The following is a 13,200-nucleotide window of genomic DNA, read 5'->3' as shown; positions in this document are numbered from 1 at the left end:
TTTGAATTTGTACCACTACGCTTCGCCGTCGACCTTCTACCCCCTGGCCGGGAAACTGATTCCGTGGTTTGCGGCGCTGGCATTCATCCTGGCGATTGCAGGGCTCTACATCAGTTTCTTTGTTGCGCCCACCGACTTTCAGCAGGGCGAGGGCTATCGCATCATTTTCATCCATGTGCCGACGGCCTGGATGTCGATGTTCATCTACGTCATCATGGCCTTCTGGTCGGCCATCGGCCTGGCCTGGAACACGCGACTGTCGTTTGTCATGGCGCGCGCGCTGGCGCCCACCGGCGCCATGTTCACCTTTGTCGCCCTGTGGACCGGCGCGTTCTGGGGCAAGCCGATGTGGGGCGCCTGGTGGGTGTGGGATGCCCGCCTCACCTCCGAGCTGATCCTGCTGTTCCTCTATGTCGGCGTCATGGCCCTGCAGGCCGCGATCGACGACCCGCGCCGCGCCGACCGCGCCGGTGCGCTGCTCAACCTGGTCGGCGTCATCAACGTGCCGATCATCTATTTCTCGGTCAAGTGGTGGAACACCCTGCACCAGGGCTCCTCGGTCAGCCTCACCCGCGCCCCCTCGATGGCGCAGACCATGCTCTGGGGCATGCTCATCATGGCGCTCGCCGCCTGGATGTACACCATCGCCGTCAGCCTGGTGCGCGCCCGCACGCTGGTCCTCGAACGCGAGCGGCAGACCGAATGGGTGCGCGCCCAACTGGAGGGACAGCCATGATCTGGGAAAGCTGGCAAGCCTTCTGGGCCATGGGCGGCTACGGCCTCTATGTCTGGGGGTCGTTCGGCATGACGCTGCTCTGCGTCGTGGCTGAAGTCGGGCTGCTGCGCCGCCATCGCCTGCAGGTCTGGCGCCGGCTCAAGCGCATGAAATCATGGGATTCGCAATAATCCATCATCTGGAAACTGCATGACAATGAAACCACGTCACAGAAAACTCGCCCTGATCGTCCTTGTCGTCGCCGTCCTTGGGGTGGCGGTCGCGCTGGTGCTCAACGCCTTCAACAGCAATCTGGTGTTCTTTTTCTCGCCCACCCAGGTCGCCAACGGGGAGGCGCCGACCAGTCGCGCCTTCCGCATCGGCGGCCTGGTCGAGGAAGGGAGCATCCGGCGCGAGGCGGATGGCCTCACCACGCGTTTCGTCGTCACCGATACCGCCAAGTCGTTGCCGGTGACCTACACCGGCATCCTGCCCGACCTGTTCAAGGAAGGAAAAGGCGTGGTGGCCGAAGGCCGGCTCGGTCCCGGCGGCCTGTTTGCCGCCACCCAGGTGCTGGCCAAGCACGACGAGAACTACATGCCGCCGGAAGCCGCCAGCGCGATCGAGCAGGCGCAGAAGGCGCAACTCACGGTCGCTGAGTGAGTGCGGTGCGGTCCAATTCATGCATAACGTTCCTGCCGCGGCAGGAACCCCGTGGTTTTTCTTGAGGTAACTACCATGATCCCGGAACTCGGCCATTTCGCTCTGATTGTCGCGCTGCTGCTGGCGTTGACCCAGGCCATCCTGCCGCTCTACGGCGCGCAGCGCGGCAACCTCACGCTGATGGCGGTGGCGCGACCCGCCGCGCAGGGCCAGTTCGTGTTCGTCGCCGTCGCTTTTGCCTGCCTGGCTTATTCGTTTCTGACCAACGATTTCTCGGTCGAGAACGTGGCGCGCAACTCGTTCTCGCAGTTGCCCGAGGTCTACCGCCTCACCGCCACCTGGGGCTCGCACGAAGGCTCGCTGCTGTTGTGGGTGCTGATCCTCGCCTTCTGGAGCACCGCGGTGTCGGTGTTCTCGCGCCACCTGCCGGAGGATATGGCGGCGCGCGTGCTTGGCGTCATGGGGCTGATCTCGGTCGGCTTCCTCGCCTTCCTGCTCACTACCTCCAGCCCGTTCGAGCGGCTGCTGCCCGCCGCCATGGACGGCAACGACATGAATCCGCTGCTGCAGGACTGGGGCATGATCATCCATCCGCCGATGCTGTACATGGGCTACGTCGGCTTCGCCGTCGCCTTCGCCTTCGCCATCGCCGCGCTGCTTTCTGGCAAGATGGACGTCGCCTGGGCGCGCTGGTCGCGGCCGTGGACCACGGTGGCGTGGGCTTTTCTCACCCTCGGCATCATGCTCGGCAGCTGGTGGGCCTACCGCGAGCTGGGCTGGGGCGGCTGGTGGTTCTGGGATCCCACCGAGAACGCCTCGTTCATGCCGTGGCTCGCCGGCACCGCGCTGATGCACTCGCTCGCGGTCACCGAGAAGCGCGGCGCGTTCAAGGCCTGGACCGTGCTGCTGGCGCTGATCGCCTTCTCGCTGTCGCTACTCGGCACTTTCCTGGTGCGCTCCGGCGTGCTGTCCTCGGTGCATGCCTTCGCCACCGACCCGGCGCGCGGCGCCTTCATCCTCGGCTTCCTCGCGGTGGTGATCGGCGGCTCGCTGGCACTGTATGCGTGGCGCGCGCCGAAGATGGTCACCGGCAGCGGCTTCACCTGGTTCTCGCGCGAGTCGCTCCTGCTCGCCAACAACGTGATCCTGATCGCGGCCCTGGGCTCGGTGCTGCTCGGCACCCTGTATCCGCTGTTCATGGACGCCATGGGGCTGGGCAAGATCTCCGTCGGCCCGCCTTATTTCAACGCGGTGTTCGTGCCGCTGATGGCGCCGGCGCTGTTCCTCATGGGCGTGGGTCCGCTGGCGCGCTGGAAGGAAGCCAGCCTGCCGGACATGGTCACCCGCCTGAAGTGGGCGTTCGGTGTGGCGCTCGCCGTCGGCCTGCTGCTGCCGCTGACGCTGGACGGTTTCAATGCCTGGGCGAGCCTGGGCTTCTTTCTCGCCGCCTGGATCACCCTGGCGGTGGCCGTGGCGTTCATCGACCGGCTCAAACATGGCCAGGGCGGCCTGCTGCAGAAACTGGCGACGCTGCCGCGCGGTTTCTGGGGCATGCAGCTGGCGCACTTCGGCATGGCCGTCGGCGTCGCCGGCATCGCCGTGGTCGCCAACTATTCGAGCGAGCGCGACGTGCGCATGGAGGTGGGAAGTTATGCCGAACTCGCCGGCTACACCTTCGTCTTCCGCGGCACTACCGGGCACGAAGGCCCCAACTACCATGCCGCCCGCGGCACCGTGGAGGTCAGTCAGAACGGCAAGGCTGTGGCCACGCTGCACCCGGAGAAGCGCACCTACAACGCAACCGGCATGGGAATGACCGAAGCCTCGGTACACCCCAACATCTTCCGCGACATCTATGTCGCCATGGGCGAGCCGCTCGACGACCAGGGCAGCGCCTGGACCGTGCGCCTGTTCCACAAGCCGTTCATCAACTGGCTCTGGTTCGGTGCCCTGTTCATGGTGGCGGGCGGGTTCATGGCGGCCTCCGACAAGCGCTACCGCTTCGCGCTGAGGCGCAGCGAAGTGCCGAAGAACCTCGCGGCGCAGGGGGCCTGAATCATGAAGCGCTGGCTACCGCTTGTCCTCTTCGTCGTCCTCGTCGGCTTTTTCGCCAAGGGCCTGTTCCTCAACCCGCGCGAAGTGCCTTCGCCGTTCATCGGCCGCGTGGCGCCTGCCTTCACGCTGCCGCTGGTGGGTGACCCGAGCGCCACCTTCAGTCCGGCCGACATGAAGGGCCAGGTCTGGATGCTCAACATATGGGCGCCCTGGTGCGTATCGTGCCGCCAGGAGCACGGTTTCCTGATGCAGCTGACGCAGAGCGGCCGCATTCCCATCGTCGGCCTCAACTGGAAAGACAAGGCGCGCGAGGCGGAAGCGCTGCTCGCGCGCACCGGCAGCCCCTATGTGGCGGTGCCGGAGGATCTCGATGGCCGCGTCGGCATCGACTACGGCGTCACCGGCACGCCCGAGACCTACATCATCGACCAGGCGGGCATCGTGCGGCTGAAGCACATCGGTCCGATCGGTCCTGACGTATGGCAGACCAAGTTCGAACCGAAACTCAAGGAGCTGGGCGCATGAAATCCGGTTGCATCAAGTCTGTCCTGCTGGCCTTTCTGCTGGCGATTACCCTGCCTGCGTTCGCCAATGAAGCGGCGCCGAAGGCGGCGCTGCCCAATGCGGAAGACCCCGTCATCGAGCAGCGCCTGGTCAATCTGGCGGAAGACCTGCGTTGTCTGGTCTGCCAGAATGAATCGCTGGCCGGCTCGCACGCCGAGCTGGCGGAAGACCTGCGGCGCGAGATCCGCACGCAGATGAAGGCCGGCAAGGACGACCGCGAGGTGATCGCCTACCTCACCGAACGCTACGGCGACTTCGTGCTGTATCGGCCGCCGTTCAAGCCGGTGACCTATCTGCTTTGGCTGGGGCCGGTGCTGTTCCTGGGCATCGGCGGCGGCGCCTGGGTCATGACGCTGCGCCGTCGCCGCAACGTTCAGGCCGCCCCGGTGGACGAGAAAAAACTCGCCGCTGCCGCTCAACTTCTGGAAGAAAAATGAACCCACTCTGGACTGTACCCCTGTTCTGGATTGCCGCCGTCGTCTGCGTCGTCATCGCCCTGGCCTTCGTGCTGCCTGCACTGCTGCGTGGGCGGGGCGGGGCAGGCAAGGCGGTCCGGCGCGACGTCAATATCGCTGTTTACCGCGACCAGATGAAGGAAATGGAAGCCGACCGCGCCAACGGCCTGCTTTCCGATGCGCAGTACCAAAGCGCCAAGCGGGAACTGGAAGCCCGCCTGGCCGACGATGCCCTGACCCCGGACGATGCTCCCGAACCCGGCCGCGTCGGCAGCCGCAGGCTGGGTTATACCCTGGGCGCCGTTCTGCCCGTTGCCGCTTTCGCCCTTTACTTCTGGCTGGGCAGCCCCGCGTCCCTGGTTGCCGATGCACAAACCGGTATGGCCCAATCCGCCATGGCCGGCGCCGCGGGTGAGCGTGATTTCATGAACCTGATCCGGAAAGTGGAAGAAAAGACCCAGGCCAATCCCGATGACGGCGAGGCGTGGGCCATGCTGGCCAAGTCCTACGCGGCGACGGAGCAGTGGCCCAAGGCCCTGCAGGCTTTCGAAAAGGCGGCCGGGTTGTTGCCGCGGGAAGCCTCGGTACTGTCCGGCTATGCCGAGGCCCTGGCGATTACCAGCAACCTTACGCTGACGGGCAAGCCAATGGAACTGGTGCGGCAGGCGCTGGAGATCGACCCCGAAGACATGAAGGCGCTGGAACTGGCCGGAATCAATGCCTTTCGGGAAGGCGACTTTGCCCAGGCCAGCGCCTACCTGAAGCGCATGCACGGCTTGCTGCCACCGGAATCGCCCTATGCCCAGGACATCCTGGCCGCGCAGCAGGAAGCCGAACGACTGGCCCAGTCGGGCGTGCCCGGGCTGCCCGCCCCGCCTCCCGTAGCCGACAGGACGGCGCCGATTGCTACGGGCGCCGCCATCCGCGGCAGCGTTGACGTCGCCCCGGCGCTCAAGTCCGGGCTGGCGGATACGGACGTGCTTTTTCTGTTCGCGCGTTCGGGCCCGGGCGGTCCGCCGGTTGCTGCGATCCGTGCCAGCGCCGGCCAGCTTCCGCTGGAATTCGAACTGGACGACAGCACGGCGATGAACCCCGGCAACACGCTCTCGCAGCACAGGCAGGTGACACTGGTGGCCCGCCTTTCAAAATCCGGCAACCCAATGGCCCAGCCGGGCGATCTGGAGGGCACGGTCGCCAACGTGAAGGTGGGTGCGAGCGGGGTGAAAATCATGATCGATCAGACCCGGCCTTGAGGCGGGCCGCAAGTATAAAGCCGGCCACGAATTTGAGCCGCGGGATGGGATGAAGTAGAATCCGCCATCACCCGTCCCCGCTCATAAAATGACGAAGTATGTGTTTGTCACCGGTGGAGTGGTTTCTTCCCTCGGGAAAGGGATCGCCTCCGCTTCTCTTGCTGCGCTGCTTGAATCGCGCGGTATCCGTGTCACTCTGTTAAAGCTCGATCCGTACATCAACGTCGATCCCGGCACCATGAGCCCGTTCCAGCACGGCGAGGTGTTCGTGACCGACGACGGTGCGGAAACCGACCTCGATCTGGGTCATTACGAGCGCTTTTCCAGCGCGCGGATGAGCCGGCGCAACAATTTCACCACCGGCCAGATCTACAAATCGGTGATCGACAAGGAGCGCCGCGGCGATTACCTCGGGGGCACGGTGCAGGTCATCCCGCACATCACCGACGAGATCAAGCGCTCGATTCGCGCGGGTGCCGAGGGCGCCGACGTGGCGCTGGTAGAAATCGGCGGCACCGTGGGCGATATCGAATCGCTGCCGTTTCTGGAGGCCATCCGCCAGATGGGCTTTGAGGACGGTCCTGAAAACACCTGTTTCATCCATCTGACCCTGTTGCCCTACATCGCGACCGCAGGCGAGCTGAAAACCAAGCCGACCCAGCATTCGGTGAAGGAACTGCGCGAAATCGGCATCCAGCCCGACATCCTGCTGTGCCGCGCCGATCGCGAAATCCCGGTCGATGAACGACGCAAGATCGCGCTGTTCACCAATGTGCGCCCGGAAGCGGTGATCCAGGCACTGGACGCCGATTCGATCTACAAGATTCCGGCGATGCTGCACGACCAGATGCTCGACGAGATCGTCTGCCACAAGCTGAAGATCCTGGCGCGCGCCGCCGATTTGAGCGTGTGGAAAAACCTGGTGCATGCGCTGGAGCACCCCCTGCACACCGTCAACATCGCTTTCGTCGGCAAGTACGTCGACCTCACCGAATCCTACAAGTCGCTGTCGGAGGCGATGATCCACGCCGGCATGCACACCAGGAGCCGGGTAAAGGTCCACTACATCGATTCCGAGCAGATCGAGACATCCGGCATCGACTGCCTCAAGGGCATGGACGCGATCCTGGTGCCCGGCGGTTTCGGCAAGCGCGGGGTCGAAGGCAAGATTGCCGCCATCCGCTATGCGCGCGAAAACAAGCTGCCGTATCTGGGCATTTGCCTGGGCATGCAGCTCGCGGTGGTCGAATACGCGCGCAACGTCGCCGGCATGACGGATGCCCACTCGACCGAGTTCGATCCGGCGACTTCGCATCCGGTGATCGGTCTCATCACCGAATGGCTGGACCGTGGCGGCCAGGTCGAAAAGCGCAGCGATCAGTCCGACCTGGGCGGCACCATGCGCCTCGGCGGCCAGCCCTGCGAGCTGAAGGACGGCACCCTGGCACGCGAGGTGTATGGCGCAGCCAGCATTATCGAACGCCACCGCCACCGCTACGAGGTCAACAACACGCTGCTGGCCGGACTCGAAGCGAAGGGCCTGGTCGTTGCCGGACGCGCGCCGGGCACCGACCTGTGCGAAATCGTCGAACTGCCGACTTCGGTTCATCCCTGGTTCATCGGCTGCCAGTTCCATCCCGAATTCACCAGCAACCCGCGCAACGGCCATCCGCTGTTCATTGCGTTCGTGCAGGCGGCGCTGGCGCATCAGGCCACGGTTGGAACTGCGCCAGCGCAGCAACAGGAATCCGCATGAAACTCTGTCATTTCGAAGCCGGGATCGAGCATCCGCTGTTCCTGATTTCCGGTCCCTGCGTGATCGAATCCGAGCAGCTGGCAATGGACACCGCCGGTCAGCTGAAGGAGATGTGCGCGGCGCTGGCTATCCCGTTCATCTACAAGTCCTCGTTCGACAAGGCCAACCGCTCGTCGACCCAGTCCTTCCGCGGGCCGGGGATCGAGGAGGGCCTGCGCATCCTGTCCGAGGTCAAGAAGCAGATCGGCGTGCCGGTGCTGACCGACGTGCACGAAGACACGCCGCTCGCCGAAGTGGCCGCCGTGGTCGACGTGCTGCAGACCCCGGCCTTCCTCTGCCGCCAGACCAATTTCATCCAGAACGTCGCGCGCCAGGGGCTTCCGGTCAACATCAAGAAGGGCCAGTTCCTCGCGCCGTGGGATATGCAGAACGTGGTCGACAAGGCACGCGAGGTCGGCAACGACCAGATCATGGTGTGCGAACGCGGCGTTTCCTTCGGTTACAACACCCTGGTGTCCGACATGCGCGGCCTGGCGATCATGCGCGCCACGCAGTGCCCGGTGGTCTATGACGCCACCCATTCGGTGCAGCAGCCGGGCGGGCAGGGCACGACCAGTGGCGGCCAGCGCGAATTCGTTCCGGTGCTGGCACGCGCGGCGGTCGCAGCCGGGGTGGCAGGCGTGTTTGCGGAGACGCACCCGAATCCCGAATGCGCGCTGTCCGACGGCCCCAATGCCTGGCCGCTCGGCATGCTGAAGGAACTGCTGGAAACGCTGAAGGAAATCGACGCGCTGGTGAAGCAGCGCGGTTTTATCGAACACAAAGTGATGAAAACCTGATCCGCGAAGGATAAAAATTGAATTTTGAGGAAACAAAGTGAGTGCAATTATCGATGTCATCGCACGGGAAATTCTCGACTCCCGCGGCAATCCCACTGTTGAAGCCGACGTGCTGCTGGAATCCGGCGTGCTGGGCCGTGCCGCGGTGCCCTCGGGCGCATCCACCGGCAGCCGCGAGGCGATCGAGCTGCGCGACGGCGACAAGTCGCGCTACCTTGGCAAGGGCGTGCTGAAAGCGGTCGAGCACATCAATACCGAAATCTGCGAAGCCATCATCGGCCTCGATGTCGAGGATCAGGCCTTCATCGACCAGACCATGATCGATCTCGACGGTACCGAGAACAAGTCGCGCCTCGGCGCCAATGCGCTGCTGGCGGTGTCGATGGCGTGCGCGCGCGCTGCCGCCGAACAGGCTGGCCTGCCGCTGTACCGCTATCTCGGTGGCGCCGCGCCGATGGCCTTGCCGGTGCCGATGATGAACATCATCAACGGCGGCGCGCACGCCAACAACAACATCGACATGCAGGAATTCATGATCATTCCGGTCGGTGCGCCCAGCTTCCGCGAGGCCTTGCGCTACGGTGCGGAAGTCTTCCACGCGCTGAAAAAGCTGCTCGATGACGCCGGCATGGCGACCACCGTCGGCGACGAGGGCGGCTTCGCGCCCAACCTCGAGTCGCACGAGGCGGCGCTCAAGCTGATCGTGCAGGCGATCGAAAAAGCCGGCCTGCAACCCGGGATCGACGTCGCCATCGGCATCGATTGTGCCGCGACCGAGTTCTACAAGGACGGTCTCTACCACCTCGAATCCGAAGGCCTGAAACTGACCTCGGCCGCGTTTACCGATTACCTGGCGGCCTGGTGCGACAAGTATCCCATCGTCAGTATCGAGGACGGCATGGCCGAAGGCGACTGGGACGGCTGGAAGATACACACCGAGAAGCTCGGCCGCCGGGTGCAGCTGGTGGGCGACGACCTCTTCGTCACCAACGTGAAAATCCTCAAGGAAGGCATCGACAAGGGCATCGCCAACTCGATCCTGATCAAGGTCAATCAGATCGGCACCCTGTCGGAAACCTTCCTGGCGATCGAGATGGCCAAGCAGGCCGGCTACACGTCGGTGATCTCGCATCGTTCGGGCGAGACCGAGGACACCACGATTGCCGATCTGGCGGTGGCCACCAACGCGCGCCAGATCAAGACCGGCTCGCTGTCGCGTTCCGACCGCATGGCCAAGTACAACCAGCTGCTGCGCATCGAGGAAGAGCTCGGCGACACGGCGAGCTACCCCGGACGCGATGCTTTCCGCCAGCGCGGCTGAATGGATCGCGCACATACGCAGCCGTGGGCTGACCTGGGCGCTGGCTGCTGCGATCGTGTTGCTGCAATATCCGCTGTGGCTGGGCGAGGGCGGATGGCTGAAAGTACGTGAGCGTGCGCACAAGATCGACACCCAGCAGGTGTTGAACCAGCGTTTGCAAACCCGCAATGCCGGCCTGCTGGCCGAGGTCGGTGATCTCAAGCAGGGACGCGACGCCATCGAAGAGCGTGCGCGCAATGAACTGGGCATGATTGCGCCGGACGAATGGTTCGTTCGCGTGGTGTCCGCCCAATCCGTTCAGTCTGGAAAAGTAAATGAGTGATTTACAAATCGGCTTGCTGGTGATTGGCGCGGTCATTGTGGCGGCGGTGATGCTGTTCAACTGGGTCCAGGAGCGCCGCTTCCGGAAACAGGCCGACGCAGCTTTTCAGACGCCGGCGGGCGATGCCCTGATGCAGTCTGGTGCGGCGCCCCGCGAAACGCACATGCGGGTCGAGCCCGCGCTGCATGAGCCCGTCATCGAGGCCGACGAACAGGACGAAGCCGGTGAGCCCTATCTGCAGATCGAACCCGCGCATCCGCCTGCGTCGCACGCATCGCCTGAGGATGCGGCGCCCGCCCTGCGCACGGCATCTTCCGTTGCGCCGCCCATTCCGTCGCGCCCTGCCGTGTCGCCGGCGGCCGCGCCCTATGACGAGCTGATCGAATACCGTGTCCGCATCGGCAGCGATGGCGTGCGGGCGAACGTATTTGCCGATGCCTTCAGCCACGCACGTACCCTGGGCAAGGCGGTGCGCTGGACGGGCCTGCCGGTCGGCGCGGCGGAATGGGAAGAGATCCAGCCCTGGCGCGACGTGGATTATCAACAGGTGGTGGTTACCATGCAGCTGGCCGACCGCAACGGCGCGGTACAGGAAGATCAGCTCTCGGCCCTCTGCGCCATGCTGCAAAACACGGCGCAAACGCATGGCCTGCGTATCGCCTGTGGCGATGTGGCGGAAGCGATCGAACGTGCACAGGCGATCGATCGCTTCTGTGTCGACGTCGACGTCCTGATCGGCCTCAATGTGGTGGCGCGTGGCGAGGGCGCGGTGAACCTGACACGCATCGTGCACCAGGCAGAGAGCAGCGGCATGGCGCTGGGTGTGGACGGCGTGTTCCAGTTACTCGACAGCCGCGGCGAGCCGCTCTATGCCCTGTGCAACCATGATGCCGAGCCGTTCAGCGCCACGGCGATCGAGGGACAGACCTCGCAGGGGGTCACCCTGCAGTTCGACGTGCCGCGCGTACCGGATGGCATCAAGGTGTTCGACGGCATGGTGGCGTTCGGCCGCAAGCTTGCCAGCGAAGTCGGCGGTATTCTGGTGGACGATAACCTGCGTCCGTTGACCGACAGCGGCATCGAGAAAATCCGCACCCAGCTCGCGCAGATCTATGAACGTATGGAAGCGCGCGGCGTGCCATCCGGATCCCGGCGGGCGCTGCGTCTGTTTTCCTGATGGCGTCGACCGATGTCCTGGCGCGCGTCACCGCGCTGCGTCGGGAAATTGAGCGCCACAACCACGCCTACTACGTACTCGACGCGCCGACGGTTCCCGATGCGGAATACGACCGGCTATTCCGTGAACTGCAGGCCATCGAGGCCGAGCATCCCGGACTCATCACCCCCGATTCGCCTACCCAGCGCGTCGGCGGCAAACCGCTCGATGCGTTTCCAAAGGTGCTTCACGCGGTGCCGATGCTGTCGATTCGCACCGAAACCGACACCGAGGCCAGCGGCGCGCGTGCCTTCGATGCGAGGGTGCGCAAAGAGCTGGGACTGTCCGACGCCGACCCGGCGGTCGAGTACGCCGCCGAGCTGAAATTCGATGGCCTGGCCATCAACCTGCGCTACGAAAACGGCGTGCTGGCGCAGGCCGCTACGCGCGGCGACGGCGAAACCGGCGAGGATGTCACCCAGAATATCCGTACCGTGAAAGCCATTCCGTTGCGTTTGAATGCCGAATCGCCGCCTGCCGTGCTGGAAGTGCGCGGCGAGGTGTTCATTCGGCGCGACGATTTCGAGCGCTACAACGCAAAGCAGCGCGAAGCCGGCAAGCCGGCCCTGGTCAACCCGCGCAACGGCGCGGCGGGCAGCATCCGCCAGCTCGATCCGGCAATTGCCGCGCAGCGCCCGCTGTCCTTCTTTGCTTATGGCTTGGGCGAGGTGCAGGGCTGGAGCATACCGGCCACCCACAGCGGGATGCTCGACGCGTTGGCCGCACTCGGCGTGCCGGTCTGCGCCGAGCGTATTACCGGCCAGGGTGCAGCGGCACTGATCGCATTTCACGATGACATCGCTGCACGCCGCGACCAGTTGCCGTTCGACATCGACGGCGTGGTGTACAAGGTCAACCGTCTCGACCTGCAGCGCGAGCTGGGCTTTCTCACGCGCGAGCCGCGCTGGGCGGTGGCGCACAAGTTTCCGGCGCAGGAACAGCTGACCACCGTGCTCGGCATCGAGGTGCAGGTGGGACGCACCGGCGCGCTGACCCCGGTGGCGCGCCTCGCCCCGGTGTTCGTCGGCGGCGTTACCGTGACCAATGCCACCCTGCACAACCAGGACGAGATCGACCGCAAGGACGTTCGCGCCGGGGATACCGTGATCGTGCGGCGCGCCGGCGATGTCATCCCCGAAGTGGTTGCCGTCGTGATGGAGCGTCGTCCGCAGCCGGAGCCGCCGCGCTTCAGTATCCTGCAAACCTATCCCGTCTGCCCCGAATGCGGCTCGCATGTGGTGCGGCTGGAAGGCGAGGCGGCGGTGCGCTGTACCGGCGGCCTGGTTTGCCCGGCGCAGCGCAAGCAGGCGCTGCTGCATTTCGCCGGTCGCCGCGCGATGGATATCGAGGGCCTGGGTGATAAACTGGTCGACCAGCTGGTCGATCGCGGTCTGGTGCGCACGGCCGCCGATATATACGGCCTGACGCTGGAGACGCTCGCCGGGCTGGAGCGCATGGCCGAAAAGTCGGCAGCCAATCTGCTCGCGGCCATCGAGGCCAGCAAGGTCACCACGCTGGCCCACTTCATTTTTGCGCTCGGCATTCGTAATGTCGGGGAGACCACCGCCAAGGACCTGGCGAAGCACTTCGGTTCGCTGGACCGCCTGATCGATGCGACAGAGGTCGAACTGCTCGCGGTGCGCGATGTCGGCCCCATCGTGGCGCAGTCCATCCTCCAGTTTTTCGCCGAGCCGCATAACCTGGAGGTGGTCAAGAAACTGCGCGCCGCCGGCGTGCATTGGGTGGATTCTGCCGGCATGCAGCAATCGGCAGGTATCCTTGCCGGCAAGACGCTGGTGCTGACCGGCACGCTGCCGACGTTGACGCGCGATGCCGCGAAGGAAAAAATCGAGGCCGCGGGCGGCAAGGTAGCCGGCTCGGTATCGAAAAAAACCGACTACGTGGTGGCCGGCGAGGAAGCCGGCAGCAAGCTGGTGAAGGCGCAGGAACTCGGCGTGGCCATTCTGGACGAGGTCGGGCTGCTGGCCTTGCTGGCATCGAACAACAATGCCGGGCAGCACGCTTTAGATTTTTGAATCAA

13 protein-coding genes are annotated in these 13,200 nt (G+C 64.7%); all 13 read left to right on the top strand.

What is annotated here, in order from left to right:
* The first annotated feature begins 1 nt into the window (after position 1).
* A complete protein-coding gene (locus ACZ41T_RS04825; RefSeq protein WP_464923342.1) occupies positions 2-736 on the top strand; it encodes a heme ABC transporter permease in 735 nt (244 codons plus the stop codon).
* Positions 733-906 (top strand): heme exporter protein CcmD, encoded by a 174-nt coding sequence (gene ccmD, locus ACZ41T_RS04820; RefSeq protein ID WP_464923341.1) that lies wholly within the window; start codon positions 733-735, stop codon positions 904-906. Before ACZ41T_RS04825 ends, ccmD begins: the two co-directional genes overlap by 4 nt.
* A gap of 25 nt (positions 907-931) precedes the next feature.
* Positions 932-1,378 (top strand): cytochrome c maturation protein CcmE, encoded by a 447-nt coding sequence (gene ccmE / locus ACZ41T_RS04815; protein ID WP_464923340.1) that lies wholly within the window; start codon positions 932-934, stop codon positions 1,376-1,378.
* Positions 1,379-1,453: 75 nt separating this feature from the next.
* Positions 1,454-3,433 carry a heme lyase CcmF/NrfE family subunit gene (locus ACZ41T_RS04810; RefSeq protein WP_464923339.1) on the top strand — a complete coding sequence of 660 codons (1,980 nt, stop codon included), beginning with the start codon at positions 1,454-1,456 and terminating at the stop codon, positions 3,431-3,433.
* A 3-nt stretch (positions 3,434-3,436) separates the two neighbouring features.
* Entirely contained in the window at positions 3,437-3,958 is a 522-nt protein-coding gene (locus tag ACZ41T_RS04805) for a DsbE family thiol:disulfide interchange protein (RefSeq protein WP_464923338.1), read from the top strand.
* Positions 3,955-4,434: a cytochrome c-type biogenesis protein gene (locus ACZ41T_RS04800; protein ID WP_464923337.1), complete on the top strand. Its 480-nt coding sequence runs from the start codon at positions 3,955-3,957 to the stop codon at positions 4,432-4,434. Before ACZ41T_RS04805 ends, ACZ41T_RS04800 begins: the two co-directional genes overlap by 4 nt.
* Positions 4,431-5,705: a c-type cytochrome biogenesis protein CcmI gene (ccmI, locus tag ACZ41T_RS04795; protein ID WP_464923336.1), complete on the top strand. Its 1,275-nt coding sequence runs from the start codon at positions 4,431-4,433 to the stop codon at positions 5,703-5,705. The genes ACZ41T_RS04800 and ccmI overlap by 4 nt, the downstream gene beginning before the upstream one ends.
* Before the next feature lie 88 nt (positions 5,706-5,793).
* A complete protein-coding gene (locus ACZ41T_RS04790) occupies positions 5,794-7,461 on the top strand; it encodes a CTP synthase (RefSeq protein WP_464923335.1) in 1,668 nt (555 codons plus the stop codon).
* Positions 7,458-8,300, top strand: a complete 843-nt coding sequence (kdsA, locus tag ACZ41T_RS04785) for a 3-deoxy-8-phosphooctulonate synthase (protein ID WP_464923334.1) — start codon at positions 7,458-7,460, stop codon at positions 8,298-8,300. The genes ACZ41T_RS04790 and kdsA overlap by 4 nt, the downstream gene beginning before the upstream one ends.
* Before the next feature lie 37 nt (positions 8,301-8,337).
* Positions 8,338-9,621 carry a phosphopyruvate hydratase gene (gene eno, locus ACZ41T_RS04780; protein WP_464923333.1) on the top strand — a complete coding sequence of 428 codons (1,284 nt, stop codon included), beginning with the start codon at positions 8,338-8,340 and terminating at the stop codon, positions 9,619-9,621.
* Complete coding sequence (gene ftsB, locus ACZ41T_RS04775) at positions 9,599-9,943, top strand: cell division protein FtsB (RefSeq protein ID WP_464923332.1); 345 nt, start codon at positions 9,599-9,601, stop codon at positions 9,941-9,943. The genes eno and ftsB overlap by 23 nt, the downstream gene beginning before the upstream one ends.
* A complete protein-coding gene (locus ACZ41T_RS04770) occupies positions 9,936-11,120 on the top strand; it encodes a cell division protein ZipA (RefSeq protein ID WP_464923331.1) in 1,185 nt (394 codons plus the stop codon). Before ftsB ends, ACZ41T_RS04770 begins: the two co-directional genes overlap by 8 nt.
* Positions 11,120-13,195 carry an NAD-dependent DNA ligase LigA gene (gene ligA / locus ACZ41T_RS04765; RefSeq protein ID WP_464923330.1) on the top strand — a complete coding sequence of 692 codons (2,076 nt, stop codon included), beginning with the start codon at positions 11,120-11,122 and terminating at the stop codon, positions 13,193-13,195. The genes ACZ41T_RS04770 and ligA overlap by 1 nt, the downstream gene beginning before the upstream one ends.
* Positions 13,196-13,200: the final 5 nt, after the last annotated feature.

It is taken from the genome of Thiobacillus thiophilus, from assembly GCF_055378705.1.
This window is presented reverse-complemented; position numbering and strand designations above follow the sequence as displayed.

Bases quoted from the DNA above. Each gene is read 5' to 3' on its own strand.
- ACZ41T_RS04790 (WP_464923335.1), top strand. From the start codon at position 5,794: ATGACGAAGTATGTGTTTGTCACCGGTGGAGTGGTTTCTTCCCTCGGG.
- ftsB (WP_464923332.1), top strand. From the start codon at position 9,599: ATGCTTTCCGCCAGCGCGGCTGAATGGATCGCGCACATACGCAGCCGT.
- kdsA (WP_464923334.1), top strand. From the start codon at position 7,458: ATGAAACTCTGTCATTTCGAAGCCGGGATCGAGCATCCGCTGTTCCTG.
- ccmE (WP_464923340.1), top strand. From the start codon at position 932: ATGAAACCACGTCACAGAAAACTCGCCCTGATCGTCCTTGTCGTCGCC.
- ACZ41T_RS04800 (WP_464923337.1), top strand. From the start codon at position 3,955: ATGAAATCCGGTTGCATCAAGTCTGTCCTGCTGGCCTTTCTGCTGGCG.
- ACZ41T_RS04770 (WP_464923331.1), top strand. From the start codon at position 9,936: ATGAGTGATTTACAAATCGGCTTGCTGGTGATTGGCGCGGTCATTGTG.
- ACZ41T_RS04810 (WP_464923339.1), top strand. From the start codon at position 1,454: ATGATCCCGGAACTCGGCCATTTCGCTCTGATTGTCGCGCTGCTGCTG.
- ccmD (WP_464923341.1), top strand. From the start codon at position 733: ATGATCTGGGAAAGCTGGCAAGCCTTCTGGGCCATGGGCGGCTACGGC.
- ligA (WP_464923330.1), top strand. From the start codon at position 11,120: ATGGCGTCGACCGATGTCCTGGCGCGCGTCACCGCGCTGCGTCGGGAA.
- ACZ41T_RS04805 (WP_464923338.1), top strand. From the start codon at position 3,437: ATGAAGCGCTGGCTACCGCTTGTCCTCTTCGTCGTCCTCGTCGGCTTT.
- ccmI (WP_464923336.1), top strand. From the start codon at position 4,431: ATGAACCCACTCTGGACTGTACCCCTGTTCTGGATTGCCGCCGTCGTC.